A 25,241-nucleotide genomic window follows, 5' to 3' on the forward strand; every position below is an offset into this window, starting at 1 on the left:
GCGCAGCGAGCGTGCGTGCGAGCCGCGAGCGAAGCGAGCTACCAGATGGTGACGCGCTGGTCCTCCGGCAGCCACAGCGCATCCTGCTCTGTCACGTCGAACGCCGCGTAGAACGCGTCGATGTTGCGGACGATCTGGTTGCAGCGGAACTCGTTCGGCGAGTGCGGGTCGATCGTCAGCAGGCGGATGGTCTCGGCGTCGCGGCCCTTCTGCTGCCACACCTGAGCCCACGACAGCAGCAGCCGCTGCACGCCCGTGTAGCCGTCGATCACGGGCGCCTCGCCGCCCCCGAGCGAGAGCTCGTAGGCCTTCAGCGCGATGCCGAGCCCGCCGAGGTCGCCGATGTTCTCGCCGATCGTGAGCGCGCCGTTGACCTTGTGCGACTCGTCGAGGCCGACCGGCGTGAGCGCGTCGTACTGCGCGATGAGCGCCTTCGTGCGCTCCTCGAACGCGGCGCGATCCGCCTCGGTCCACCAGTCGTTGAGGGCGCCCTGATCGTCGTAGCGCGAACCCTGGTCGTCGAAGCCGTGGCCGATCTCGTGCCCGATCACGGCGCCGATGCCGCCGTAGTTCGCGGCGTCGTCGCGCTCCGGGTCGAAGAAGGGGTACTGCAGGATCGCGGCGGGGAACACGATCTCGTTCATGAGCGGGTTGTAGTAGGCGTTCACGGTCTGCGGCGTCATGAACCACTCGTCGCGGTCGATGGGCTTGCCCACCTTGCCGATCTGGCGGTCGTGCTCGAAGGCGCTCGCACGGCGCACGTTGCCGAGAAGGTCCGTGGCGTCGATCTCGAGCTCGGAGTAGTCCTTCCATTTCACGGGGTAGCCGATCTTGGGGACGAACGAGTCGAGCTTCTTCAGCGCGCGCTCGCGGGTCTCGGGACCCATCCACTCGAGCTTCGTGATGCTCTGGCGGTACGCCTCGATGAGGTTCGCGACCAGCTCATCCATCGCCGCCTTCGCGGCCGGCGGGAAGTGACGGTCGACGTAGACCTTGCCGACGGCCTCGCCGAGGGCGCCCTCGGCGAGGGCGACGCCGCGCTTCCAGCGCTCGCGGATCTCGGGCACGCCCGTCAGCTCGGTGCCGTTGAACGCGAAGTTCTCCTGCACGAACGGCTCGGGGAGGTACGGGGCGGCGGCGCGCACGATCTTGAACCGCAGCCACGCCTTCCAGTCCTCGATCCGCTCCTCGGTCAGCAGCGTGCCGAGGCCCTCGAGGAACGAGGGCTGGTAGGCCACGACCTCGGTGAACGCCGCCGGGTTGCCCGGCGCGACACCCTCGAGCCACGGGGTGAGGTCGAGGCCGATGAGCTTCTGGACCTCGTCCCACGACGTCAGGTTGTAGGTCGCGACCGCGTCTCGGCTGCGCACGTTGTCCCAGTGGTGCGAGGCGATCTCCGTCTCGAGAGCGACGACGCGATCCGCCTGCCCTGCCGCATCCGGGATCCCGGCGAGGTCGAGCATCTTCTCGACGTGCTCGCGGAACGTCGCGCGCGTGCCGGCGAAGTTGTCGAGGCGGTAGTAGCTCTCATCCGGCAGCGAGATGCCCGACTGGACGAGGAAGGGGACGTACCGCGTGGGGTTTCCCGGGTCGGGCTCGACGAACACGCCGATCGGGTTCGCGACGCCCTGGCGGTCGAGCGCGCCGACCGTCCCGAGGAACGTGGCGACGTCGGTCACGGCGTCGGCCTGCGCGAGCTGGCCCTCGAGCGGAGCGGTGCCGAGCTGCGCGATCCGCTCCTCGTCCATGAAGCTCGCGTACGCGTCGCCCACCTTGCGAGCGTCGGTGCCCGGCTCGGCCTGCTGCGACTCCTCGATGATCGCGTGCACGTGCTTCTCGGCCTGCTCGTCGAGCAGGTGGAACGACCCCCAGCGGGCCTTGTCGCCGGGAATCTCGGTGCGCTCGATCCACGCGCCGTTGACGTGACGGTAGAGGTCGTCCTGCGGCCGGATCTCGGAGCTGAGCTCCTCGATGGCGATGCCGGAGCGGAGGGCGGTCGTGGGCGCGGCGTCGGTCATGGCTCCACCCTAAGCACCGGGCGTCGACGCGCAGGCGACGGCGGAGCCGCGTTCGCCGTGGGCGCACATCCATCCCGTCACTGCACACTCTCGGGGATGCGCCGTGACCGGATGCATGTGCGTTTTTTCAGTGCCGGCTCAGGGCCGGATGCCGAAGCGCTCGAGCCGCTGGCGCAAGGTGTCCACCGTGTGGATGTGCCTGTCCATCCAGCGGACGTAAGGATCGCGCGAGCGACCGCGGATCCAGTCGCCGCGTTCCTTCTCGTCGAGCAGCGCCTGCCGTGGCGTGCGGCCGCTGAGGAACGCCGGGTCGCTGTACTTCACCTCGCCATCGAACTCGCCGAGGTTCCGGTCGAAACGCAGATCCACCTCGTAGACCTGGCCGTCCGGCCCGTCGAACGGCACCTGCAGCTCGAAGTCGCGGAATCCGATCACCCGCAGCGACCAGCGGCTCGCGCTCTCTCCTGCGGATCCGGACCGCCCGTCGGCGAACGCGAGCACAACCCGCGCTCGCCGCACGCCTCGCGCGCCCGGCGAGCGCTCGAGGCGCTCGGTGACCTTCGCCCGCAACTCGTCCGCACCGCCCGATCGGATCTCCGCTGCCCTGCGAAGTGCGGCGTCCGCCACGGCCACGCCCGCGTCGTACGGAAGCTTCCGGATCAGGTCGAAGACGGTTCGCGACAGGGAGGTGACATGGATGCCGTCGGCCATCACGACATCCGCATCGTCCACCGCGACGCGATGGCGCATGACGTTCTTGGTGGAGGACGCGGCACGACCCAGAGTCACAGTCTGCAGTCGCTCCTCCTTGACACGGAACAGCGGCAGCTTGTGCTGCGCCGCGGCCGTCTCGAGGGCGAAGATCGTCTCGGGTGATCGCGATGCGTAAGCGCGGGCACGGGCACGATGTCGCCCCTCGATGTACTGCGCGTCCCACTCGGCCGCGTCGACGAACGTCCCGCGCCTCACTCGCACGAGCATCCTGGCGGCGACCTGCCGCCGGACGTCGTCGCGCGAGCTGCCGCGCAGCTCGAGGTCATCGAGGGTCAGCAGCCGCACCGTCTTCTCGCTCGCGCGGATCGCGTCATCCTGGTTCGCCATCCCAGGAGTGTCCCGTTCCGCCGGGGCCCGCACGCGCCCGATCTTGGCGATGGGCACAACGGAACCTTCGATCCACGCTGTGGACGGTTCATCCCGAGGTTCCGGGAATGCGCCCGGCGCGCCGAGTGCACATCCTCCCCTCGAACGGGCACCCCGGGGGATGGCGTATCGCGACGCGAATGTGACCTGGCGAGACACGACGGGCGCTCGGCGCGCGGAAGCCTCAGCCGCGGACGAGGAACACGTCGACCGGGTCCTCCGTCTCGAGGCGGAAGCCGTGCCGCCCGTAGAGCCGGCGGGCCGGGCTGCCCTGCAGCACGTTGAGCCGCACCGGTCCTTCGCACTCGCCGAGCACCGCGGCGAACACGGCCGACCCGATCCCGCGGCCCTGAAGGTCGGGGCGCAGGCAGAAGTGCTCGATCCACCATCCGTCGGCAGCGCTGCGGAGAGCGATCGACCCGACATCCCTGCCGCCCACGACGATGATGCGGGTCGCGGCGGGGGCGAACGCGGACAGGAACCGCTCGCGCACGCGCACGGGGTCGAACCGATCGAGCCGCTCGAGGTCCGGGCGCATCACCTCGGCGCGCAGCTCGGCGATCCACCCGGCATCGGCGGGCGTGCTCGGGCGCAGCGTCCAGGTCATCCGTCAATCCAAGCGCAGGATGCGCGGTGCGCGTAGCGTGTCGAGGGGATCGGGACGAGGCCGGAGCGCCGATCCAGCACATCCGTTGCTCGCCCGCCGCTGACCGCGCCCAGTGCACATCCTGTCCGCGACCGGACACCCCGAAGCATGCGCCCTCGCGTGCAGGATGTCGCGCCGCCGGGCGGGATGTGACCTCGGGCCCGCCCGCGCGACCCACCCACCGCCGCGACGCAGGCACTCATCCGAGCGCGCCGACCTACCCGACCCGACGGCGTCGGAGGGCCGCACTAGCCTCGAGTCGTGACCCGGACGCGCACGCTCAACCGCGACATCCTGCGGCTGGCGGTGCCGGCGCTGGGGTCGCTCGTGGCCGAGCCGCTGTTCCTGATGGTCGACGCGGCGCTCGTCGGGCACCTGGGCATCGAGCCGCTGGCGGGGCTGGGGATCGCGTCGGCGGTGCTGAGCACGATCGTCGGGCTGATGGTCTTCCTCGCGTATGCGACCACGCCGGGCGTCGCGCGCCGGTTCGGCGCGGGCGACATCCGCGGAGCCGTGTCGGTCGGCATCGACGGGATGTGGCTCGCGCTGGGGCTCGGCGCCGTGCTCGCCGTCGCCGGGTACCTCGCGACGCCGGCCCTCGTCGCGGCGTTCGGACCGGCCACCGAGGTTGCGGCCCACGCGACCATCTACCTCGGCATCTCGATGTGGGGCCTCCCCGCGATGCTCATCGTCTTCGCGGCGACCGGGCTGCTGCGCGGGCTGCAGGACACGGTCGTGCCGCTGTGGATCGCGGGACTCGGCTTCCTCTCGAACGCCGTGCTCAACGCGCTGTTCATCTACGGCTTCGGATGGGGGATCGCCGGGTCGGCGGTGGGAACGGTCGTCGCCCAATGGGGGATGGTCGCCGCGTACGCCGTTGTGGTCGGCCGCCTCGCGCGCCGGCACGACGCCCGCTTGCGGCCCCAGCGCGACGGCATCCGCGGCTCGGCCCTCGCCGGCGGCTGGCTGTTCGTGCGCACGGTGAGCCTGCGACTCGCGCTGCTGCTGACCGTGGCCGTCGCGACCGGCCTCGGCACCCGCGAACTCGCCGGATGGCAGGTGGTCTTCACGATCGCCTCGACCGCCGCCTACGCGCTCGACGCCCTCGCGATCGCCGCGCAGGCCCTGATCGGAAAGCACCTCGGTGCGGGAGACCCGGATGCGGTGCGCTTCGTCCTGCGCCGCACCCTCGCCTGGGGCGGATGGTTCGGCGTGGCCATCGGCATCCTGATCGCGGCTCTCTCCGGTGTGCTCGGGCTGGCGTTCACCGGCGATCCCGCGCTGGCGGCGCTCATCCAGCCGGCCCTGATCCTGATGGCGATCGGCCAGCCGCTCGCGGGCATCGTCTACGTCCTCGACGGGGTGCTGATGGGCGCCGGCGACGCGCGCTTCCTCGCGATCGTGGGCGTGGCGAACCTCGTGCCGTTCCTGCCGGCGCTGTGGCTGATCGCATCGCTCGAGCCGACGGGCGCCGCCGGGCTCGCGTGGCTCACGGTCGGCTTCTTCGGCGTGCTGATGCTCGCGCGGGCCGTGGGCCTCGGGGCCCGCGTGCGCGGCAGCCGCTGGATGACCACGGGCGACCGGATCGCGGCGCGCCCGTCCTGATCGGGCCCGCGCGGCTCCTTTCCCCTTGACTTCTGCCGCGGCGGAGGCCAGCGTGGAGAGGGCCGATCGTGGGAGCGCTCCCACGACGGCGAATCGACATCCGACACCGCCGTCGCCTCATCGTCGAGCGACGGCCCCGCCACAGGAGAAGCACATGCCCCACGCCTCGACGACGAGGCGAGCGGGAGCGGTCACCGCCGCTGCGCTCGTCCTCGCATCCCTCGCCGGCGGCTCGCCGGCCTTCGCCGCGAACGACGTCCTCGATCCGAGCGCGACGCTCTGGACGAACCCCGACAGCACGACCCTCGAGGCCGCCGAGAGCCTCACCGGGCAGGCACGGGAGGATGCCGAGTACCTCGCCCAGTTCCCCACCGCGACGTGGTTCACGGCCGGAACCCCGATCACCGTCAAGCAGGACGTGAAGGAGGCGGTGGTGCGTGCCCACGCGGCCGATGAGATCCCCGTGCTCGTCGCCTACAACGTCCCGTTCCGCGACTGCGCGCAGTACTCCTCCGGCGGCGCCACGACCCTCGCGGAGTACACCGCCTGGATCGACGGCTTCGCGAAGGGGATCGGCAACAAGGAGGCGGTCGTGATCCTCGAGCCCGACGGGCTCGGCATCATCCCCCACTACACCTCCGTGGAGGGCACCCAGGAGTGGTGCCAGCCGGCCGAGGCGGAGGCGGCGACGGCCGCGAGCGAGCGCTTCGCCATGCTGAACCACGCCGTCGACACCCTCGCCGCCCTGCCGAACACGGCGGTCTACCTCGACGGCACGCACAGCGGATGGCTGAACGTCGGCGACATCAGCGACCGGCTGATCAAGGCCGGCGTGGAGAAGGCCGACGGGTTCTTCCTGAACGCCTCGAACTACCACTTCACGGCGAACCTCACCGCGTACGGCCACTGGATCTCGTCCTGCATCGCACTCGTCACCGAGCTCGACGGGGCCTTCGCCGACTGCGGCAGCCAGTACTGGAACGGCGGGCCGGCGAACAACTGGTCGGGGGTCGCGATGGACAACTACGGCGAGTGGAGCGCGGGCAACCCCGATCCAGCCCTCGACACGTCGGGCGTCGACTCGCGCTACGCCTCGCAACTGGGCGACGTCGAGCCGACGACGCATTTCGTGCTCGACACGAGCCGCAACGGCCAGGGCGCGTGGGAGGTCGCGACCGACTACGAGGACTGGTGCAACCCGCTCGACCGCGGCCTGGGCCTGCGTCCCACGACCGACACCGGCGACGAGCTGATCGACGCCTACCTGTGGATCAAGGTGCCCGGCGAGTCGGACGGCGAATGCCTGCGCGGCACCGCCGGCCCCGAGGACCCGGCACGCGGCGTCGTCGACCCGCGCGCCGGCGGCTGGTTCCCCGACATGGTGCGCGAGCTCATCGAGAACGCGGTGCCTGCCGTCGGCTGATCCCATCCGCTCCGCTCAACGGCCGGCGACCCCGGCCGTTGAGCGGACAGCGGGGGATGCGCGAAGGTCGTCAGGCGAGCGAGCGCAGCTCGGCGATGTCGATCTTCTTCATGCGCATCATCGCCTGCACCTGCTCGGGCGTCTCCATGAGGGCATCCATCTCGGCGGGAACGATCTGCCAGCTGACGCCGAAACGGTCCTTGCACCAGCCGCACTGCTCCGACTCGGGCACGGCCGACAGGCGAGCCCAGTAGTAGTCGATCTCCGCCTGGTCCCGGCAGGCGACGACGAACGAGATCGACTCGTTGAAGGTGAACAGGGGGCCGCCGTCGAGGCAGCCGAACTTCACCCCGCCGAGGGTGAACTCCCCGTTGATGACCTTCCCCGACATCCCCTCGAAGTGGCTGTCGAGACTCTCATCCGGGTACTCGTCGACGCGGTCGATCCGGCTCTCGGGGAACACCTCGCAGTAGTACTCCATCGCTTCGCGGGCGTTGCCGTCGAACCAGAGGAACGGGCGGATGAGCGGTGCGCTGATCATGTCTGACCTCCTCGTCGCGCGTCACGTTACGCCCGGCGCGGGGGTGCGTCGATACCCCCGGCCAGCGGGAAAATCCGCCCCAGGGGTTCCCTCCGCGGGGTTTCACGCGCACGATGGGTCGGGGGACTCCATATGCATGCACCGATCGCCAAGCCCGTTCAGCATCCCGTGACGCCGCATCCGCGTCACGTCTTCGCTGTACGCGCGGGACGATCGACGGCGGTCCTGGCGCTTCTCGGCCTGTCCGTCGCCGCCACGGGAGCCGCCTTCCCCACCCCCGCGGAGCAGACCGCAGCGCCGGTCTCGATCGTCGCCGAGCCGGCCATGGCGGGCGGCTCCGACGAGGAGCAGACCGGTTTCGGCGCCCCGGATGTCGGTCTGCCGCGCTTCGTCGGCGAGGGCCTCCCCGAGGAGACCGCCGATCTCGCGGCCGAGGTGCAGGCGGCCGCCTCGCTCGTCGCGCCGAGCACGTACGAGGCGACGACGCCCGAGGAGCTGGCCGAGGCGCGCCGCGAGGCACGCCTCAAGCTCGTGCGCGCGGCGATCGCCGCGGACATCCCGGTGGATCTCACGGGCTTCGCCGAGGACCTCGATCTCTCGCAGGTCGGGCAGCTCGCCTGGCCCGTCAGCGGCGGTGGATCGATCACGGATGTCTTCGGCGCGCGCGGCGGGCGTCACATGGGCCTCGACATCGCCGCGGCCTCCGGCACCCCCATCGGGGCGGCGGCGCCGGGAATCGTCATCCTGTCGAGCGAGGGCTACTTCGGCTACGGCGTCGCGGTGATGATCCTTCACGTCGACGGCATGGTCACGCTCTACGGGCACATGGTGCACGGCAGCCGCGTGGTCGATGCGGGCGACTGGGTCGAGACCGGCACGCCGATCGGCCTCGTGGGCAACACCGGCCGCAGCTTCGGCCCCCACCTTCACTTCGAGGTGCGCGTGGGAGGAGTCCCGGTCGACCCCCTGGGGTACCTCGGCGGCAGCTCGAAGCGCCCGGACATCAAGGGCTGGACGCCCAAGGACGTGCCGGCACCCGGCCAGCCGGCCGCGCTGCCCGAAGACCCCGCGCCGACGCCCACGCCGAGCAGCACGCCGAGCGGCACGCCCACGCCGAGCCCGTCCGGCACCCCCACCGGCACGCCGACGCCCAGCCCGACCGGCACCCCCACCGGCACGCCGACCCCGAGTCCGACCGGCACCCCCACCGGGACCCCGACCCCGACGCCGAGCGGCACCCCGTCGGGCACCCCCACGCCCAGCACCAGCCCGACGCCGACGTCGCCGGCACCCACGACGCCCGCACCCACGACACCGGCGCCCACCACCCCGGCACCGGCGCCCACAACGCCGCCCGCGACGTCCGAGCCGACCCCGAGCTCGCCCGCACCGAGCCCGAGCACCTCGACGAGCACTCCCGCTCCGGCCCCGACGACGTCGACCACGGTGGCGCCCACCAAGGCGTCGGTGACGACGACCCCGACGCCGACGGAGCCCGCACCGACCCCCACCTCGACGTCCGTCGTCGGCAGTGTGGTCGACTCGCTGCTGTGACGCGGCCCGGGCGATCCTGACTCAGCCGGCGTGGCGGCGGCACCACTCGTACATCACAACAGCCGCCGCGGCCGAGGCGTTGATCGAGCGGGTCGAGCCGTACTGGGTGATCTCGATGTGCCCGGATGCCGCGGCGAGCGCCTCATCCGACAGCCCCGGCCCCTCCTGACCGAACAGCAGGACGCACCGCTCGGGCAGCTCGGCACGATCGACCGGCACCGCCTCCCCCACGTTGTCGACGGCCAGGATCGGGATGCCCTCCGCGCGCGCCCACGCGGCGAACGCCGCGACATCCTCGTGGTGCACAACGTGCTGGTATCGGTCGGTCACCATCGCCCCGCGGCGATTCCAGCGGCGGCGCCCGATGATGTGAACGGTGTCGGCGAGGAACGCGTTGGCGCTGCGCACGATCGATCCGATGTTCATGTCGTGCTGCCAGTTCTCGATCGCGACATGGAACGGATGCCGCCGCGCGTCGAGGTCGGCGACGATCGCCTCCATGCGCCAGTACCGGTAGCGGTCGATGACGTTGCGGGTGTCGCCGTGCGCGAGCAGCTCGGGGTCGTAGACGGGGTCCTCGGGCGGATCGCCCTCCCACGGGCCGACGCCGTGGCCGCGCACTTCGTCCATCGGGGCGTGGGTCTCGGGGGTCGGATCCGTCACTCGAGAAGGTTACCCGTCGGCAGTTTTCGGTGCGCCTAAATCTCTGGCACACTGTCGGCATGACGACGACGGAGACCCGGATGACGCGCCCCCCGCGGGTCGCGTGGCTGCTCGGCCCGGCGCTCGTGGCGGGCGTCGCCTACCTCGATCCCGGCAACGTCGCCAGCAACATGACGGCCGGGGCGCGCTACGGCTACCTGCTCGTCTGGGTCGTGGTGATCGGCAACGCGATGGCGTGGCTCATCCAGTACCTGTCGGCCAAGCTCGGCGTCGTCACGGGCGAGAGCCTGCCCGAGGTGCTGGGGAGGCGCATCCGCAACCGCTGGGGGCGGCGCGCGTACTGGCTGCAGGCCGAGCTCGTCGCGATGGCCACCGACATCGCCGAGGTGATCGGCGGCGCGGTGGCGCTCAACCTGCTGTTCGGCGTGCCGCTGCTGTGGGGCGGCCTCATCACCGGGGCCGTGTCGCTCGCGCTGCTCGTCGTGCAGTCGACCCGGGGCGCGAAGCCGTTCGAGTTCGTGATCATGGGACTGCTGATCATCATCGCGATCGGCTTCGCCGTCGGCGTGTTCGTCGGCCCGCCCGACGGCGGATCGGTGCTCGCGGGGCTCGTGCCGCGGTTCACGGACAGCGGATCCGTCCTGCTCACCGCGTCGATCCTGGGGGCGACGGTCATGCCCCACGCGATCTACGCCCACTCGGCGCTCGCGCGGGATCGGTTCGCCCCGCGCGGATCCGCGCACCTCGTGCAGGGCGACGGATCACTCCGCGAGGGAGGGGTGAGCGTCACCCGGATCCTCCGCGCGACGAAGTGGGATGTCACCATCGCGCTCGCCGTCGCCGGGTCGGTGAACCTCGCCATCCTGCTGCTCGCCGCGGCGAACCTGCCGGGCGTCGCCGGCACCGACAGCCTCGAGGGAGCGCACGCGGCGATCGCCGCCGGCCTCGGCCCCGCGATCGCGACGCTCTTCGCCGTGGGCCTGCTCGCCAGCGGCCTCGCCTCGACCTCGGTGGGCGCCTACGCCGGCGCCGAGATCATGCAGGGGCTGCTGCGGGTGCGGATCCCGCTGATCGCGCGGCGCCTGATCACGCTCGTCCCGGCCCTCGCCATCCTGGGCGTGGGCTTCGACCCCACGCTCGCGCTCGTGCTGAGCCAGGTCGTGCTGTCGTTCGGCATCCCGTTCGCCCTCGTGCCGCTTGTCGTGCTCACCGCCCAGCGACGCACCCTCGGCGAGCACCGCAACCGCGTCTTGACGACCGCCCTCGGCGCCGTCGCCGCCGCGTTCCTCATCACGCTGAACGCCCTGCTGCTGTGGCTGGTGGCGACCGGGGCGTAGGCCGTCAGGGGGCACGCCCTAGCCTGGAGGGGTGCCGCACTCGCCCGCGATCGACGACTACCTGAAGACGGTGTACGCCCACACCGAGTGGCAGGACGCGCCCATCACGCCGTCGGTGCTGGCCGCCAAGCTCGGGATCGCCCCGTCCAGCGTGACCGAGATGGTCAAGAAGCTCAGCGCGCTGGGGTTCGTCGCGCACGAGCCGTACCGGGCCGTGCGACTGACGCCCGAGGGCGAGCGGCGCGCGCTCGAGATGGTGCGGCGGCACCGGCTGATCGAGACCTGGCTCGTCGAGGAGTACGGCTACGCCTGGGACGAGGTGCACGAGGAGGCAGAGGTGCTCGAGCACACGATCAGCGACCGCCTGCTCGAGAAGATCGACGAGCGGCTGGGGCGTCCGAGGTTCGATCCGCACGGCGATCCGATTCCGGATGCCGCCGGGCTCGTCGAGCGGGTGCGGTTCGTGCTGCTCGCGGAGGCGCGCGAGGGCCACGCCGGACGGATCCTGCGCGTCAGCGACCGCGACCCGGGACTGCTGCGGCTCATCGAGGCCGCCGGGATCGCCGTGGGACAGGATGTGCGCGTCACCGCGCGCGGACTCGACATCGCCGGTGAGAACGTCGAGCTGCCCTCGGGGGCGGCGGAGGTGATCTGGCTCAGCGCCTGAAGGTGGCGGCTGGGGTGGCGGCTGGGGCGGTGGCTGGGGCGGTGGCTTCGACTCCGCTCCGCTCAACGACCGGTAAGACGACGGATCCCGCACGGCCGGGGGCCGCGCGGGATCCGAAGGGGCGAGTGGGTCAGCCCATGTAGGTGCCGTACTCGGCCATGAGCGCCGCGAAGAACGCCCACATCGCGATGGCGCCGATGATCCACAGCACGATGAACACGATGCTGACGATGAGGCCGATGGTGCCGAGCTTGCCGTCGAAACCGGCCTGCTTCGACTTGTTGCGACCGATGATCGACAGGATCAGGCCCACGACGGGAACGAGCACGCCGCAGATGATGCCCGCGATCGACATTCCGCGACCCGGGTCGACGGGGCCGGCGGCCGGGTAACCCGGCTGCTGGGGGTACTGAGTGGTCATCCGAATCTCCTTGGTTGTCGCGCGGGGAGCCCTCCCCCCGACGGTGCAATACAACCAGCAGCCCCGAGTCCGCGCGAGGGCAGTTTTCCCCCGGCCGTCCTACTGGTTGCTGAAGGCCGCGTCGAACGACGCCTCCGGGCGCTTCCACAGCAGCGACCGGATGCGGCCCACCGCCTCGGCGGCGCCGTGCAGGCGGTCCATGCCGGCGTCCTCCCATTCGATCGAAATCGGACCCTCGTAGCCGATCGCGCCGAGGGCGCGGAACGCGTCCTCCCAGGGGATGTCGCCGTGCCCGGTCGAGACGAAATCCCACCCGCGGCGCGGGTCGCCCCACGGCAGGTGCGAACCGAGGATGCCGCTGCGGCCCGTCTGCGGGCGCAGGCGCGTGTCCTTGCAGTCGACGTGGTAGATCCGGTCGGCGAAGTCGGTGATGAAGCCGATCGGGTCGACGCCCTGCCAGAACATGTGGCTCGGGTCCCAGTTGATGCCGAAGGCCTCGCGGTGATCGATGGCCTCGAGCGTGCGGACGGTCGTCCAGTAGTCGTAGGCGATCTCCGACGGGTGCACCTCGTGCGCGAACCGCACCCCCTCGGCGTCGAAGACGTCGAGGATGGGGTTCCAGCGGTTCGCGAAGTCCTCGTAGCCGGCGTCGATGCGCTCGGCGGGGACGGGCGGGAACATCGCCACGTACTGCCAGATGCTCGAGCCGGTGAACCCGACGACCGTGTCGATGCCGAGCTTCCGGGCGACGCGGGCGGCGCGCTTCATGTCCTCCGCCGCGCGCTGGCGCACTCCCTCGGGGTCGCCGTCGCCCCAGATGTAGGGGCGCACGATCGCCTGGTGGCGGAAGTCGATCGGGTCGTCGCAGATCGCCTGACCGCCGAGGTGGTTCGAGATCGCCCACGCCTTCAGCCCGTGCTTGTCGAGGATGTCCAGGCGCGACTGCACGTACGCGTCGTCCTCGTCGGCCCGCTGCAGGTCGAGGTGATCGCCCGAGGCCGCGATCTCGAGACCGTCATAGCCCCACTCGGCCGCGAGCTTCGCCACCTCCTCGAACGGCAGGTCGGCCCACTGGCCGGTGAACAGGGTGACGGGGTGCGATGCCTCGCTCATGTCGTGAGTCCTTCCGTAGGGATGTCGATCCAGCGGTCCTCGGCCGCGGCGGCGAGCACCGCCTCGGTCAGCACGGCGGCGCGGGCGCCGTCGGCGAAGCGCGGCAGGCCATCCGGCCGCTCGCCGCGGATGGCGGCGTAGGTGTCGCGCGCGAACCCGGTGAACGCGTCGAGATAGCCCATCGGATGCCCCGACGGCACCACCGAGAGCCGGGCGGCGTCCGCCGACAGGATCGCCGCATCGCGCGAGACGACCGACGAGGCGTCCCGCCCGCCGAGCCACAGCTCATCCGGATGCTCCTGGTCGAACGCCACGGCGCCCTCGCTGCCGGACACCTCGATCGTCAGCGCGTTCTTGCGCCCCGCCGCGACCTGCGACACCAGCAGCGAGCCGATCGCGCCGCTCGCGGTCTCGACCACGACGGCGACGGCATCCTCGGTGCGCACCTCGGCTCCTGCCCGCTCGGGATGCGCGGTCTGCGTGCGCGCGGCGATCCGGGTGATCCGGTCTCCCGTGACGAATTCAAGCAGGTCGACGAGGTGTGAGCCGATGTCGCCGAAGGCGCGGGACGCGCCCCCCGCCACCGGGTCGACGCGCCAGTTCTGCTCGCCGGGCCCGAGCAGCCAGTCCTGCAGGTACGAGCCGCGCAGCGTCAGCAGCCGGCCGATGCCGCCGGCCGCGACCCGCGCCCGGGCCTCGCGCGCCATGGGGTGGAAGCGGTAGACGAACGGCACTGTCGCCACGAGCGACCCGGCCGCCTCGACAAGGCGCGACGCGTCGGCCGCCGTTGTCGCCAGCGGCTTCTCGCACACCACGTGCGTCCCCGCGGCGAGCACGGCGAGCGACTGCTCCAGGTGCCAGCGGTTGGGCGAGCAGACGTGGACGACGTCGACCCGGTCGATCAGCTCGTCGAGCGAGGCGGCCGCGTGCGGCACCGCCAGCTCCGCCGCCGCCTGCGCCGTGCGATCCGGCGCCGACGACAGGATCGCCGCCACCTCGGCGCCCGCGGCCCGCGCCGCGTGCGCATGTGTGCGGGCCATGAAGCCCCCGCCGACGATCCCGACGCGCAGCGCGCCCGATCCATCCGTCACGGCCCCCGACGTCACTTGACCGCTCCCGCCGACAGGCCTGAGATGAGCTGCCGCTGCACGATAAGGAAGCCGATCAGCACGGGCAGCGACACGACGATCGACGCCGCCATCATCTCGTTCCAGTAGACGTCGGTCTGCGAGGCGTAGGCGCGCAGACCGATCGACAGGGTCCTCGTGCCCTTGTTCGACAGCACGCTCGCGAAGAGCACCTCGCTCCACGCGGTGATGAAGCAGTAGACGCTCACGGCGATGATCCCGGGGCGGGCGACAGGGATCACGATGCGCCACAGCGCGCCCCAGCGGCTCAGGCCGTCGATCATCGCGGCCTCCTCCAGTGCGGCGGGCATCGCGGCGAAGAAGCCGGTCAGCATCCAGATCGAGAACGGGAGCGAGAACGTCAGGTACGTCAGGATGAGCCCGAGATAGCTGCCGTTGAGCTGCACGCCGATGGTCTTCTGCACCTGCGTGAAGATGAGGAACAGCGGCAGCAGGAAGAGGATGCCGGGGAACATCTGCGTCGACAGCACCACCAGGCGGAACAGCCTGTTGCCGCGGAACGAGAATCGCGACACCGCATAGGCGGCGAGGATCGCGAGGACCACCGAGCAGATGGTCGCCACGACCGTCACGATGAGGCTGTTCGTGAAGTACCGCGCCAACGGCACGGTCGACCACATGTCGATGTACGGCTGGATCGTCAGCACCGACGGCCACCATTCGAAGGTGCCGGAGACGTCCTGCAGCGGCTTGAACGAGGTGACCACCATCACATACAGCGGCACGATCACCAGCATCGACAGGACGGCCAGACCCACCGCCCGGAGGATCTTGAATCCGCGCGTCTCAATCATCGAGCGTCCGTCCCTTCGGCATCACGAGCCGCACGTAGAAGGCCGAGGCGATCAGCAGCACGATGAGCAGCACGAAGCTCAGGGCGCTTCCGACGCCGAAGTTCCATGCCGAGAACGACTGCTGGTAGATCAGCGGCGACACGAGCATCGACTCGTCCGGCTGGGCGGCCCCGAACAGCAGGTAGGGGATGTCGAACTGGTTGAACACCCACAGGCTCAGCATGAGCAGCAGCACGACGTTGGCGTGCTTGATCATCGGCAGGGTGATCTGCGTGAACTGCTTCCACAGGCTCGCGCCGTCGAGCGCCGCGGCCTCGTAGGTCTCGTGCGGGATCGACTGCAGTGCGGCGAGCAGCATGAGGAACGCGAACGGCCAGAACTGCCAGACGGTGATCACGATCACCACGATCATCGAGTTCGCGCCGAGCAGCCAGAACGGGCGGTCATCGAGGATGCCGAGGTCATCGACGAGGAACCGGTTGATCACGCCGTCGCGCTGATTGAACATGAACTGCCACACGATCGTCGTGACGAAGCCGGGCAGGGCGTAGGGGACGAGGAAGAGTGTGCGGAAGAACCCATTGCCGCGGAACTTGTTCGCGAGCATGACCGCGGCGAAGATCCCGATCCCCCAGATGAGGGCGACCGAGACGACGGTGTACCAGCTGGTGCGCAGAAGCGCGGCGTAGAACTGCTCGCCGATGGGTCCGGAGGGATCCAAGGCCGTGATGAAGTTCTTGATGCCGACGAACGGCGCCTTGAGCCAGTTGGCGATCGTCAGCTGCGTCAGCGCCAGGTAGGCGACGTAGATGCCGAGCAGCATCGGGATGATGTGGATCAGCAACTCCATGATGCCCGCGGGGGCGATCAGGAGGTAGGGGAAGACCCCGTCCTTGCGTCGGCGGCCGGCGCGCCGGGCGCCTGGCGCGCGGCCGCGCTGACCGGTGACCACCACTTCGGTGTGGGTGGCCGCTTCGGGTGACTGCATTCCGCGTCCTCTCTGAGACGGAGGGGGTGCCCGGCCCATCACGGGCCGGGCACCCCGGTGCGTCAGGCGGCGGGCATCTGGGCCTGGGCGTCTTCCAGGGCCGCGCGGACGTCGTCCTCGGTGACTTCCCCACCCTGTGCGATCGTCGCGAACAGCTCCGCGACGGCGGCGCCGATCAGCTCCTCGGCCTGGCTCTCCGAGGCGAACAGCGGCATCGGCTGTGCGTGGTCGGCGAGGACGCCCTTCAGCACCTCCATCTCGGGAGTGTTGAAGGCCTCGGCGTCGAGGGCGTCGGTCACCGGCGGCAGTGCGCCGAACTCGGCCCCGAGCACCTCCTGCTCGTCGGCGCTGAGCAGGTGGTTCACGAACGCGATCGCGGCATCCTTGCTGTCCGAGTTCTCGAACACTGCGATGTTGATGCCGGCGACGTGCGACTGCGTGGCGGCCTCGCCGGTCGCATCCGCGGACTGCATCGGAATCGGCGCGACGCCCCAGTCGCTGAAGTCAAGGGACTCGAGCGTGCTGCCGGCGGCCTGGTCGAACATCATCGCCGCGCGACCGTTCGCGACCTCCTGCGCCATCAGCGATCCGTCGTCGAGCTCGGCGTTCGAGGGCGACACGATGCCGTTCTCGCCCATGAGCTGCACCCAGTCGTTCACCGCCGCCACGATGGCGTCGTTCGTGAAGTCAGGGTTGCCGTCGGCGTCATACAGGTCGCCACCGTGCTGCTTGCCGAGGATGAACGTGGCGTGCGCGTTGTTCGACGTGCGCTGTCCCGCGAGAGCGTGACCCCACTGGTCGATCTCGCCGTCGCCGTCCGTGTCCTTGGTGAGCTTCTCGCCGGCCTCGAGGAACTCGTCCCAGGTCGCCGGGGGCGCCTCGATGCCGGCCTCGGCGAACATCGCCTTGTTGTAGTACATGGCGTATGCGAGCGAGTACAGCGGCAGCGAGGTGGGCGTCGCGCCCTCGGATCCGCCGGTGGCCAGCGCCGCCTCGGTGAACCGGTCGGCCCCGCCGACCTTCTCCATGGCCGCGTCGTCCCACTCCATGAACGCGCCGGTGGCCTCCATCGAAACGGCCCACGTGTTGCCGATGTTGAGCACGTCGGGACCCTCGCCCGACGACACCGCGCCGAGGATGCGGTTCAGCAGGTCGCTCCACGGGATGACCTCCAGCTCGACCTCGACACCGGTCTCCTCGGTGAAGCGCTCGATCGAGGCGCCGAGCACCTCCTCGTCGTGGCTGACCGAGGAGCCCTGGTTGCTTGCCCAGTAGGTGATGGTCTGGCCCTCGAGGGATTCCGGGTCGACGGCACCGCCCCCGGTGCCGCCACCTCCCCCGGCACAGCCTGCGAGCGTGGCGGCCGCGAACGCGGTCGTGGCGGCGAGCGCCGCCCATCGGATGGTGCGGGACTTCTTCATCTCTGTACTCCTTTGAACTCTTCGTCGAGGTGGGGTGCTGCAGGGGATGAGATTGCTGTCACAGCGTCGCGACGGACGGATCCCAATCGGGTTCCAGCGACGCTGCGGGGGTGAACTCGGAGGTGACCTCGACCGGCTCGCTCGCCTCGGCGGACTGTGCGATCGCGACCATGACCTCGAGCACGTGGAAGGCCAGCTCGCCCGGGACGCGCTCGGGGCGGCCCGCGCGGATCGCCTGAGCCAGCTCGAGCACGCCGGTGCCGCGCGTGTAGAACGAGCCCTGCGGCTGGATGGTGCGCGCCTCGTCGCCCTCGTCGTGGATCAGGGTCTCGCCCTCGAAGGTGTTCGGGTCGGGGAACACCGCGGTTCCCTCGGTGCCCGCGATCTCGACGAAGCCGGTGCGGCGCAGCTTCGAGTCGAAGCTGAAGACGATCTGCGCGCTGGCGCCCGAGCGGAACTCGAGCAGGGCGCTGACGTGGGTCGGCACCTCGACGGGGAACTCGGTGCCCGCCTTCGGGCCGCTGCCGATCACGCGGGTCTCGCGCGACTTGGAGCCGTGCGCGTACACGCGGCTCACCGAGCCGAACACCTGCACGAGCGTCGTCAGGTAGTACGGGCCGATGTCGAACAGCGGGCCGCCGCCCTTGGCGTACAGGAACTCGGGGCTCGGGTGCCACGACTCGGGGCCGGGGGCCTGGAACAGGGCGAGGCCGGTCAGCGGGGCCCCGATCTCCCCCTCGCGCACGGCGCGGAAGGCGGTCTGCAGGCCGGCGCCGAGGATGGTGTCGGGCGCGACCGCGACGCGGACGCCCTTCGCCTGCGCGGCCTCGAGCAGCACGCGGCCGCTGGCGACGTCGAGCGCGTAGGGCTTCTCGCCCCAGACGTTCTTTCCGGCCTCGACGGCCTTCAGCGCGACCTCGACGTGCACCGCCGGGATCGTGAGGTTCACGACGATCTCGATCTCCGGGTCGGCGAGCAGCTCGTCATACGTGCCGGATGCCGCCACTCCCCACTTCTCCGCCTGCGACGCCGCCCGCGCGGTGTCGATGTCCGCGACGAAGCGGACATCCAGATCCGGGAAGGCGGTGAGGTTCTCGAGGTACTGGTCGCTGATCGTGCCGGCGCCGACGACGCCGACTCCGACCTTGCCGGTGCCGCTCACGCCTTCGCCCCCGTCAGGAAGGCGAAGCTGCGCTCGAGCGCCTCGAAGACGTCGCCGGAGTGGTCGTCGAGCTCGACGACGCGCAGCGCGCCGGGCGCCGCCGCGAGGATCTCGGCGATCGGCAGCACGCCGTCGCCCACCGCGACCTGATCCTTGTCGACCTTGGTGCGCGGGCCGTCCTTGACGTGCAGGGCCTGGACGCGGTCGCCCAGGCGACGCAGCAGCTCGACGGCCGGCTCCCCGCCGACCTCCGCCCAGTACGTGTCGACCTCGAGCACGACCGACTCGGGCGCCGCGGCGGCGAAGACCTCGAGGGCCGAGACGCCGTCGACACGGCGCTCCAGCTCGAAGGCGTGGTTGTGGTAGCCGACGCGCAGGCCGCGGTCGGCCGCGCGCTCCGCGATCTCGCCGAGCTGCGCCGCGACGCGCTCGATCCCCTCGCGCTCCGTCCAGTTCTCCTCGGGCACGTGCGGGTCGATGATCGTCGTCACGCCGACCTTCTCGGCCGCGGCGAAGACCGCGTCGATGTCGCCGCCGACGAGGTGGACGTGCGCGGTGGGCGCTGCGAGGCCGAACGTCGGCAGGTGCTCGGCGAGCAGGTCCGCGCGATCCACGAGGCCCCAGGGCTCGACGCGGCGGTAGCCGATGTCCGCGAGGCGGCGGAGCGATCCGGGAAGGTCCTGCGCGATGTGCTCGCGCACCGTGTAGAGCTGCACCGACAGTTCGTCGGGCGCCACGAGGCTGGTGGGCAAAGTACGTCTCCTCATCGAGGTCCTTGTCCGGCGACATGCCGAGGCATCATCGCCGCTGTCGGCACTCAACGTAGCCCGGCTTCCGTCGACTGTCAACGAAAGTTCGGAGATCGTCGACGATGTTCTCGCGAAGTTCGCCTCTCTGGTTGAATGACAGCATGACCGATGGAGGTTCGGCGCTCGGAGGCGCGGACGCTAGCGAGCTGTTCCAGCTGCTGCGCGACGGGCGCCCGCGCACGATGACCGAACTCGCGACGGTCACGGGCCTCGCCCGCTCCACCGTGGGCCTGCGCCTCAACACGCTCACCTCGCTCGGCCTGATCGGCACGGTCGATCCCGGTCTCTCCACCGGTGGCCGGCCTCCCCGCCGCGTCGCGCTGATCCCCGACGCACGCCTTGCCCTCGCGATCGATGTCGGCGCGAGCCACGTGCAAGTGGGGCTCACGAACCTCGTGGGCGACGTGCTGCTGCGCCGGCGCGCCCCGATCAACGTCGCGGACGGGCCCGACCCGGTGCTCAGCCGGGCGCTGGCCATCGCCGATCCGCTGCTCGAGGAGCTCGGCCGCTCGCGCACGGCGATCATCGCCATCGGCATCGGCCTTCCCGGACCCGTGCACTTCGAGACCGGTCGGCCGTCGAAGCCCCCGCTCATGCCCGGGTGGGACGGCTTCGACGTTCCCGGCTGGTTCCGCGACCACATCGCCGCGCCCGTGCTCGTCGACAACGACGTGAACATCATGGCGCTCGGCGAGCACAGCCGCCTCGAGCGCGAGGTCGGGCACTTCCTGTTCGTCAAGGTCGCCACGGGCATCGGCGCCGGCATCATCTCCGGTGGCCTGCTGCAGCGCGGGGCGCAGGGAATCGCGGGCGACATCGGGCACGTCCGGGTCGGCCGCGGCGCCGGCGTGCTGTGTCGCTGCGGCAACGAGGGCTGCCTCGAGGCCCTCGCATCGGGCCCGGCCGTGGCATCGGACCTCCGCGAGGACGGACTGGATGCGCAGAGCGCGAAGGATGTCGTCGCGCTCGTGACGAGCGGAGACCTGCGGGCGATCCAGGCGGTCCGCCAGGCGGGACGCGACCTCGGCGAGGTGCTCGCCGCCAGCATCAGCTTCCTCAACCCCTCGGTCATCTCGATCGGGGGCCAGATGGCCGCGGCGGGAGAGCACCTGCTCGCGGGCGTGCGCGAGGTCGTCTATCAGCGCGCGATGCCGCTTGCCACCCGCAACCTGCAGATCATGACGGCCCGCACGGGCGACCGCGCCGGCCTCATCGGCGCGGGGATGCTCGCGATCCACCACGCCCTCTCGCCCCAGGGCATCCAGGCGCTGGACGACGCAGCTTCATTTTAGAAGATCTCACACGCTCCATCGCCGGCAGCGCTTCGCGCTGCGGGGCCGCTCCGCGGCACGCTCGCTTCGCTCGCACGGGGGTCGCGCTCCCCCCCGGTTGCTGAGCGAGCGAAGCGAGCCGAAGCGACCGGCCGCAACCCCGCGCCGCGATGCGGGCCCGTCATCTCGACTCGCTCCGCTCGCTCGATAACCGGAGACGGCGCAGCACCCCCGGTCACCGGCACGCGAAGCGCCGGTTGAAGCCCGTCAGCGGGCCGCCCCCCCGGTTGCTGAGCGAGCGAAGCGAGCCGAAGCGACCGGCCACAACCCCGCGCGGCAATGCGGGCCCGTCATCTCGACTCGCTTCGCTCGCTCGATAACCGAAGTCGGCGCAGCACCCCCGGGTTGAAGCCCGTCAGCGGGCCGCGCGGGCGGCGCGGGCGAGGGGCCACTCGATGCCGGTGAGGCGCTCGCACTCGTCCCACACGCGCGTGCGCACCTCCCGATCCACCGCCCAGCGCGACGGCTGCTGACGCACGGGCTTCCCCTGCGTCCAGAAGCGCGGGCCCCAGTACTCTCCGCCGCGCACCTCGGGGTCGATGAGCGCCCGCACGAGCGAGGCGGCTCCCCGGCGCTTGCTCTGCGCGAACGGCTGGATGCCGTCGCGGAGGCGCTTCCAGCGTCCCGGCTCGTTCACTCCCTGCACCCGCTCGGTGCGGCCGCCGATCGCGTAGCCCGGATGGGCGACGACGCTGTCGACCGGCACCCCGGCGGCGCGCAGCCGCTCATCGGCCTCGATGCCGAGCGCGTGGACGACGAGCTTCGACTGCACGTACGCGTGCCACGCCTCGTAGCGGCGCTCGAGCTGGAAGTCGGTGGGCTGCGCGATGCCGAGGTGTGTCGACATGCTGCCGAGCCAGACGAGCCGGCTGTTCTGGTGGCGGGACGCCGACTTGGCGAGGGTTGTGAGCAACTCGGCCGCGAGCACAAAATGACCGAGCGCGTTGGTGGCGAACACGAGCTCGCGCCCGTCGCGGGTCAGCTCGCGGGCACGCGGGGTGTGGACGATGCCGGCGTTCATCAGCACCCCGTCGAGGCGCGAACGCGAGAACAGCCCGCCGCGCACCGAGGCGGCCGCGGCGCGGATCGACCCCGGGTTGCTCACGTCCAGCAGCAGCGTCTCCACCGAGGCTCCGGGCACGCGCGCCTCGATCGCGTCGTGTGCGGCGGCAAGCCGGTTGGGATTGCGCCCGCTCAGCACCACGTGCGCGCCCGCCCCGGCGAGCTGCTCGCTCGCGAAGTAGCCGAGCCCTGCGTTCGCACCCGTCACGAGATACATGCGTCCGGAGAGATCCGGAAGCTCGTCCGGATCCCATTCGGCCCGGCCGCGCGTGATCACAGGGCAACCGTATCCCTCTCGGTTGCCTCGAACCGTCGCCCCGAGCGGGCGAGCCTGAAAAGATAGCCCCATGCGACGCGACGAGATCGAGTGCTGGCTCACCGACATGGACGGGGTCCTCGTGCACGAGAACGTGCCGATCCCCGGGGCGAAGGAGCTGCTCGCCAAGTGGCGGGATGACGAGACGCCGTTCCTCGTCCTCACCAACAACTCGATCTTCACGCCGCGCGACCTCAGCGCGCGCCTGCGGTCCTCCGGGATCGACGTGCCCGAGGAGCGGATCTGGACGAGCGCTCTCGCGACCGCCGACTTCCTCAAGTCGCAGGCCCCGGGCGGATCCGCGTTCGTGATCGGCGAGGCGGGCATCCTGACCGCCATGCACGAGGCGGGCTTCATCATGACCGAGACCGACCCCGACTACGTGGTGGTCGGGGAGACGCGCAACTACTCGTTCGAGGCGATCACAAAGGCCATCCGCCTGATCGGCAAGGGCGCGCGCTTCATCGTCACCAACCCCGACGCCACCGGCCCGAGCGCCGAGGGCCCGCTTCCCGCGACGGGCGCGATCGCCGCCCTCATCACGAAGGCCACCGGGCGCGTGCCATACGTCGTCGGCAAGCCGAACCCGATGATGTTCCGCTCGGCCCTGAACCGGATCGGCGCGCACTCCGAGACGACGGGGATGATCGGCGACCGGATGGACACCGACATCGTCGCCGGCATCGAGGCGGGGCTTCACACGGTTCTCGTGATGACCGGCATCAGCGACGAGCGCGAGATCTCCCGCTACCCGTTCCGCCCGAACGAGGTGCTCGGATCCGTCGCCGATCTGCTGACCCCCGCCGAGCCCGCCGAGCAGGCCGCCCCCGGCCAGGCCGCGGCGGAACCCGCCGACGCCTCGCGCCCCGCGGACGGCACCGGCGAGGGAAGCGCGTGAGCGCCGACCCGACCACCGCCGACCTCAGCCCGAAGAGCGCCCTGCGCTGGAAGATCGCGATCTTCGCGATCTTCCTCACCAGCGGTCTCAGCATCGCCACGTGGGCGTCGCGCGTGCCGGCGATCAAGGACGCCCTCGGCATCGACAACACGCAGGTCGGCGCGCTGCTGATGGCCGCCGGCGTCGCGTCCATCCTGGGGCTGAGCTTGTCGACACCCGTGCTCGCACGGTTCGGCGCCCGCCGCGGGATGCTGGTGATGATGCTGACCTTCGCCGTCGGCACGGCGCTCGTCGGCATCGGCACCGACGTCGTCGGCTCGTTCCCGGTGGTGCTCGCGGGGCTCGTGCTGTTCGGCTTCGGCAACGGCTGCCTCGACGTGATGATGAACGTCGAGGCGACGGCGATCGAGCAGCTGGGCGGGAAGACGATCCTGCCGCTGTTCCACGCGTTCTTCAGCTTCGGCACCGTGATCGGCGCCGGTGTCGGCGCGGGCGCGGTGGGCCTCGGCCTGAACGTCTTCGCCCACACCGCGGCGATCGGAGTCCTCATCGTCGTGATCGCGATCGCCGCGATCGCGAATGTGCCGATGCGCGCATCCGTCGATCCGGATCCTGCAGAGCACGGAGCAGGATGGCGCCAGCGCCTCGCGCTGTCGCTGTCGGCCTGGCGCGAGCCTCGCACCTACGCGCTCGGCGTCGTCATGCTCGGCATGGCCTTCGCGGAGGGCGCCGCCAACGACTGGCTGGCGCTCGGCATCGTCGAGGGCCACGGCGGCACCGAGGCGCTCGGGGCCGTCGGGCTCACCGTCTTCTCGGTCGCGATGACCGCGGTGCGCGCGTTCGGCGGACCGCTCGTCGACCGCTTCGGCCGCGTCGCCATGCTGCGCGTGCTGGCGCTGTCGGCCGCCGCCGGCCTGACGCTGTTCATCCTCGCCCCGAACCTGCCGCTCGTGCTCGTCGGCGCCGCGCTGTGGGGTGTCGGCGCGTCGCTGGGCTTCCCGCTCGGCATGTCGGCCGCCGCGGACGACCCCGCCAAGGCGGCCGCGCGCGTGAGCGCCGCGGCGACCATCGGCTACGTGGCGTTCCTCGCCGGGCCGCCGATCCTCGGCGTCATCAGCGACCGGATCGGCCTGCTGAACACGCTGTTCGTGATCGTCGCGCTGACGATCGCGTCGGGCTTCGCCTCGGGTGCCGCCCGCCCCCTGCGCGCGGCCACCCCCGTCTGATGCCGAGGCGGTGCCCCGGCGCGCAAGACGGTTAGGCTCATCCGGTGCGTCTCGTCATCGCCCGCTGCTCCGTGGACTACACGGGCCGCCTCAACGCCCACCTTCCCCTCGCCACACGACTGCTCGTGCACAAGGGCGACGGCAGCCTGCTCGTGCACTCGGACGGCGGGTCGTACAAGCCGCTGAACTGGATGAGCCCGCCCTGCCGCCTCGACGTCGTCGCCCCGAGCGAGGAGCTCGTCGAGGCCGGGGTCACGGAGCTGTGGAAGGTCACTCACCAGAAGTCGGGCGACGCGCTCACGGTCCACATCTACGAGGTGCTCCACGACTCGAAGCACGACCTCGGCGTCGACCCCGGCCTGATCAAGGACGGCGTGGAGTCGGATCTCCAGCGCCTGCTGAGCGAGCAGGTCGACCTGATCGCCGAGGGCGCCAAGCTCGTGCGGCGCGAGTACCCGACCGCCATCGGCCCGGTGGATCTGCTGGTGCGCGACGCCGGCGGCATGCCCATCGCGGTCGAGGTGAAGCGCCGCGGTGACATCGACGGCGTCGAACAGCTCACCCGCTACCTCGACCTGCTCGGCCGCGATCCGCTGCTCACGGGAATCCAGGGCGTCTTCGCCGCCCAGGAGATCAAGCCCCAGGCCCGCGTGCTCGCTCAGGACCGCGGCATCCGCTGCCTCGTGCTCGACTACGACGAGATGAAGGGCATCGACTCGGGCGCCCCCCGGCTGTTCTAGCTTGTCTGGCCGCGCGCTGATCGATCGCCGGTTCTTCTCCGGCCGCGCGCTGATCGATCGCTCGCCCGACGCTCCGCGCCGGGACTCGTGATCGATTGGCTGTCGCTGCGCTCCATCCGCGCGCGCTGGTTGGCCGCTCCGCGGCACGCTCCCTTCGGTCGCACGTGGGGGCCACAACTCCACCGCGCCCGGTGGGGGTCAGCGCGACTCTGGTCGTT

The 25,241-nt window shown here is 70.9% G+C and carries 23 protein-coding genes; 9 read left to right on the plus strand and 14 right to left on the minus strand.

The genetic code is table 11. The features are described from left to right. Nucleotides 1–38: 38 nt before the first annotated feature. The 3 genes from ABD161_RS00725 to ABD161_RS00735 all read right to left on the minus strand — a co-directional run bounded on the left by ABD161_RS00725 (nt 39) and on the right by ABD161_RS00735 (nt 3,765). Nucleotides 39–2,018, minus strand: a complete 1,980-nt coding sequence (locus ABD161_RS00725; RefSeq protein WP_343998743.1) for a M13 family metallopeptidase — start codon at nt 2,016–2,018, stop codon at nt 39–41. A 138-nt stretch (nt 2,019–2,156) separates the two neighbouring features. Further along, nucleotides 2,157–3,119 (minus strand): hypothetical protein, encoded by a 963-nt coding sequence (locus ABD161_RS00730; RefSeq protein ID WP_343998745.1) that lies wholly within the window; start codon nt 3,117–3,119, stop codon nt 2,157–2,159. 223 nt (nt 3,120–3,342) lie between these two features. After that, complete coding sequence (locus ABD161_RS00735) at nt 3,343–3,765, minus strand: GNAT family N-acetyltransferase (RefSeq protein ID WP_343998747.1); 423 nt, start codon at nt 3,763–3,765, stop codon at nt 3,343–3,345. A 300-nt stretch (nt 3,766–4,065) separates the two neighbouring features. Between ABD161_RS00735 and ABD161_RS00740 the strand changes: the two genes are divergently transcribed. Continuing rightward, nucleotides 4,066–5,409 (plus strand): MATE family efflux transporter, encoded by a 1,344-nt coding sequence (locus ABD161_RS00740; protein WP_343998749.1) that lies wholly within the window; start codon nt 4,066–4,068, stop codon nt 5,407–5,409. A 154-nt stretch (nt 5,410–5,563) separates the two neighbouring features. Further along, on the plus strand, nt 5,564–6,832 hold the full coding sequence (locus ABD161_RS00745; RefSeq protein WP_343998751.1) for a glycoside hydrolase family 6 protein: 1,269 nt from the start codon (nt 5,564–5,566) through the stop codon (nt 6,830–6,832). Nucleotides 6,833–6,902: 70 nt separating this feature from the next. On the opposite strand, the gene ABD161_RS00750 is transcribed toward ABD161_RS00745, so the two are convergent. After that, nucleotides 6,903–7,373: a VOC family protein gene (locus ABD161_RS00750; RefSeq protein WP_343998753.1), complete on the minus strand. Its 471-nt coding sequence runs from the start codon at nt 7,371–7,373 to the stop codon at nt 6,903–6,905. Nucleotides 7,374–7,505: 132 nt separating this feature from the next. Here ABD161_RS00750 and ABD161_RS00755 point away from each other — a divergent pair, with 132 nt between their 5' ends. Then, nucleotides 7,506–8,927, plus strand: coding sequence for a M23 family metallopeptidase (locus ABD161_RS00755; RefSeq protein WP_343998755.1), 1,422 nt, complete (start codon nt 7,506–7,508; stop codon nt 8,925–8,927). A gap of 21 nt (nt 8,928–8,948) precedes the next feature. Here ABD161_RS00755 and ABD161_RS00760 read toward each other — a convergent pair whose 3' ends face one another. Beyond that, the gene (locus ABD161_RS00760; RefSeq protein ID WP_135115694.1) at nt 8,949–9,557 is read right to left on the minus strand and encodes a TrmH family RNA methyltransferase; all 609 of its coding nucleotides are present in this window, start codon (nt 9,555–9,557) and stop codon (nt 8,949–8,951) included. A gap of 92 nt (nt 9,558–9,649) precedes the next feature. On the opposite strand from ABD161_RS00760, the gene ABD161_RS00765 reads away from it, so the two are divergent. Both ABD161_RS00765 and ABD161_RS00770 read left to right on the plus strand, forming a co-directional pair. Next, complete coding sequence (locus ABD161_RS00765; protein WP_343998757.1) at nt 9,650–10,927, plus strand: Nramp family divalent metal transporter; 1,278 nt, start codon at nt 9,650–9,652, stop codon at nt 10,925–10,927. Between the two features lie 31 nt (nt 10,928–10,958). Continuing rightward, complete coding sequence (locus ABD161_RS00770; RefSeq protein ID WP_343998760.1) at nt 10,959–11,594, plus strand: metal-dependent transcriptional regulator; 636 nt, start codon at nt 10,959–10,961, stop codon at nt 11,592–11,594. Between the two features lie 130 nt (nt 11,595–11,724). Here ABD161_RS00770 and ABD161_RS00775 read toward each other — a convergent pair whose 3' ends face one another. The 8 genes from ABD161_RS00775 to ABD161_RS00810 all read right to left on the minus strand — a co-directional run bounded on the left by ABD161_RS00775 (nt 11,725) and on the right by ABD161_RS00810 (nt 19,393). Then, nucleotides 11,725–12,015 carry a hypothetical protein gene (locus ABD161_RS00775; protein WP_343998762.1) on the minus strand — a complete coding sequence of 97 codons (291 nt, stop codon included), beginning with the start codon at nt 12,013–12,015 and terminating at the stop codon, nt 11,725–11,727. A gap of 99 nt (nt 12,016–12,114) precedes the next feature. Further along, nucleotides 12,115–13,128 (minus strand): sugar phosphate isomerase/epimerase family protein, encoded by a 1,014-nt coding sequence (locus tag ABD161_RS00780; protein ID WP_343998764.1) that lies wholly within the window; start codon nt 13,126–13,128, stop codon nt 12,115–12,117. Next, the gene (locus ABD161_RS00785) at nt 13,125–14,234 is read right to left on the minus strand and encodes a Gfo/Idh/MocA family protein (protein WP_343998766.1); all 1,110 of its coding nucleotides are present in this window, start codon (nt 14,232–14,234) and stop codon (nt 13,125–13,127) included. Before ABD161_RS00785 ends, ABD161_RS00780 begins: the two co-directional genes overlap by 4 nt. Beyond that, nucleotides 14,231–15,034 (minus strand): carbohydrate ABC transporter permease, encoded by an 804-nt coding sequence (locus tag ABD161_RS00790; RefSeq protein ID WP_343998768.1) that lies wholly within the window; start codon nt 15,032–15,034, stop codon nt 14,231–14,233. The genes ABD161_RS00785 and ABD161_RS00790 overlap by 4 nt, the downstream gene beginning before the upstream one ends. Before the next feature lie 28 nt (nt 15,035–15,062). Next, the gene (locus ABD161_RS00795) at nt 15,063–16,058 is read right to left on the minus strand and encodes a carbohydrate ABC transporter permease (RefSeq protein WP_135115496.1); all 996 of its coding nucleotides are present in this window, start codon (nt 16,056–16,058) and stop codon (nt 15,063–15,065) included. 62 nt (nt 16,059–16,120) lie between these two features. Then, nucleotides 16,121–17,479: an ABC transporter substrate-binding protein gene (locus ABD161_RS00800; protein ID WP_135115497.1), complete on the minus strand. Its 1,359-nt coding sequence runs from the start codon at nt 17,477–17,479 to the stop codon at nt 16,121–16,123. A gap of 58 nt (nt 17,480–17,537) precedes the next feature. Beyond that, nucleotides 17,538–18,641, minus strand: coding sequence for a Gfo/Idh/MocA family protein (locus ABD161_RS00805; RefSeq protein ID WP_343998772.1), 1,104 nt, complete (start codon nt 18,639–18,641; stop codon nt 17,538–17,540). Then, complete coding sequence (locus ABD161_RS00810) at nt 18,638–19,393, minus strand: sugar phosphate isomerase/epimerase family protein (protein ID WP_228067323.1); 756 nt, start codon at nt 19,391–19,393, stop codon at nt 18,638–18,640. The genes ABD161_RS00805 and ABD161_RS00810 overlap by 4 nt, the downstream gene beginning before the upstream one ends. 158 nt (nt 19,394–19,551) lie before the next feature. On the opposite strand from ABD161_RS00810, the gene ABD161_RS00815 reads away from it, so the two are divergent. Next, a complete protein-coding gene (locus ABD161_RS00815) occupies nt 19,552–20,742 on the plus strand; it encodes an ROK family transcriptional regulator (RefSeq protein ID WP_343998777.1) in 1,191 nt (396 codons plus the stop codon). A 394-nt stretch (nt 20,743–21,136) separates the two neighbouring features. Here the strand turns inward: ABD161_RS00815 and ABD161_RS00820 are convergent, their stop codons facing one another. Beyond that, nucleotides 21,137–22,120, minus strand: coding sequence for an SDR family NAD(P)-dependent oxidoreductase (locus ABD161_RS00820; RefSeq protein WP_343998779.1), 984 nt, complete (start codon nt 22,118–22,120; stop codon nt 21,137–21,139). 70 nt (nt 22,121–22,190) lie between these two features. Between ABD161_RS00820 and ABD161_RS00825 the strand changes: the two genes are divergently transcribed. From ABD161_RS00825 to nucS, 3 genes are read left to right on the plus strand one after another with little or no spacing between them, the layout of a single operon-like run. After that, nucleotides 22,191–23,057 (plus strand): HAD-IIA family hydrolase, encoded by an 867-nt coding sequence (locus ABD161_RS00825; RefSeq protein ID WP_343998781.1) that lies wholly within the window; start codon nt 22,191–22,193, stop codon nt 23,055–23,057. Beyond that, entirely contained in the window at nt 23,054–24,283 is a 1,230-nt protein-coding gene (locus ABD161_RS00830; protein WP_343998783.1) for an MFS transporter, read from the plus strand. The genes ABD161_RS00825 and ABD161_RS00830 overlap by 4 nt, the downstream gene beginning before the upstream one ends. A gap of 44 nt (nt 24,284–24,327) precedes the next feature. Beyond that, complete coding sequence (nucS, locus tag ABD161_RS00835) at nt 24,328–25,023, plus strand: endonuclease NucS (RefSeq protein WP_343998785.1); 696 nt, start codon at nt 24,328–24,330, stop codon at nt 25,021–25,023. Nucleotides 25,024–25,241 lie beyond the last annotated feature (218 nt).

Origin of the sequence: Microbacterium paludicola (assembly GCF_039529675.1) — a bacterium.
Classification (GTDB): domain Bacteria; phylum Actinomycetota; class Actinomycetes; order Actinomycetales; family Microbacteriaceae; genus Microbacterium; species Microbacterium paludicola.

Bases quoted from the DNA above. Each gene is read 5' to 3' on its own strand.
- ABD161_RS00760 (WP_135115694.1), bottom strand. From the start codon at position 9,557: ATGGACGAAGTGCGCGGCCACGGCGTCGGCCCGTGGGAGGGCGATCCG.
- ABD161_RS00755 (WP_343998755.1), top strand. From the start codon at position 7,506: ATGCATGCACCGATCGCCAAGCCCGTTCAGCATCCCGTGACGCCGCAT.
- ABD161_RS00750 (WP_343998753.1), bottom strand. From the start codon at position 7,373: ATGATCAGCGCACCGCTCATCCGCCCGTTCCTCTGGTTCGACGGCAAC.
- ABD161_RS00730 (WP_343998745.1), bottom strand. From the start codon at position 3,119: ATGGCGAACCAGGATGACGCGATCCGCGCGAGCGAGAAGACGGTGCGG.
- ABD161_RS00825 (WP_343998781.1), top strand. From the start codon at position 22,191: ATGCGACGCGACGAGATCGAGTGCTGGCTCACCGACATGGACGGGGTC.
- ABD161_RS00735 (WP_343998747.1), bottom strand. From the start codon at position 3,765: ATGACCTGGACGCTGCGCCCGAGCACGCCCGCCGATGCCGGGTGGATC.
- ABD161_RS00800 (WP_135115497.1), bottom strand. From the start codon at position 17,479: ATGAAGAAGTCCCGCACCATCCGATGGGCGGCGCTCGCCGCCACGACC.
- ABD161_RS00775 (WP_343998762.1), bottom strand. From the start codon at position 12,015: ATGACCACTCAGTACCCCCAGCAGCCGGGTTACCCGGCCGCCGGCCCC.
- ABD161_RS00815 (WP_343998777.1), top strand. From the start codon at position 19,552: ATGACCGATGGAGGTTCGGCGCTCGGAGGCGCGGACGCTAGCGAGCTG.
- ABD161_RS00765 (WP_343998757.1), top strand. From the start codon at position 9,650: ATGACGACGACGGAGACCCGGATGACGCGCCCCCCGCGGGTCGCGTGG.
- ABD161_RS00780 (WP_343998764.1), bottom strand. From the start codon at position 13,128: ATGAGCGAGGCATCGCACCCCGTCACCCTGTTCACCGGCCAGTGGGCC.
- ABD161_RS00745 (WP_343998751.1), top strand. From the start codon at position 5,564: ATGCCCCACGCCTCGACGACGAGGCGAGCGGGAGCGGTCACCGCCGCT.
- ABD161_RS00795 (WP_135115496.1), bottom strand. From the start codon at position 16,058: ATGCAGTCACCCGAAGCGGCCACCCACACCGAAGTGGTGGTCACCGGT.
- ABD161_RS00725 (WP_343998743.1), bottom strand. From the start codon at position 2,018: ATGACCGACGCCGCGCCCACGACCGCCCTCCGCTCCGGCATCGCCATC.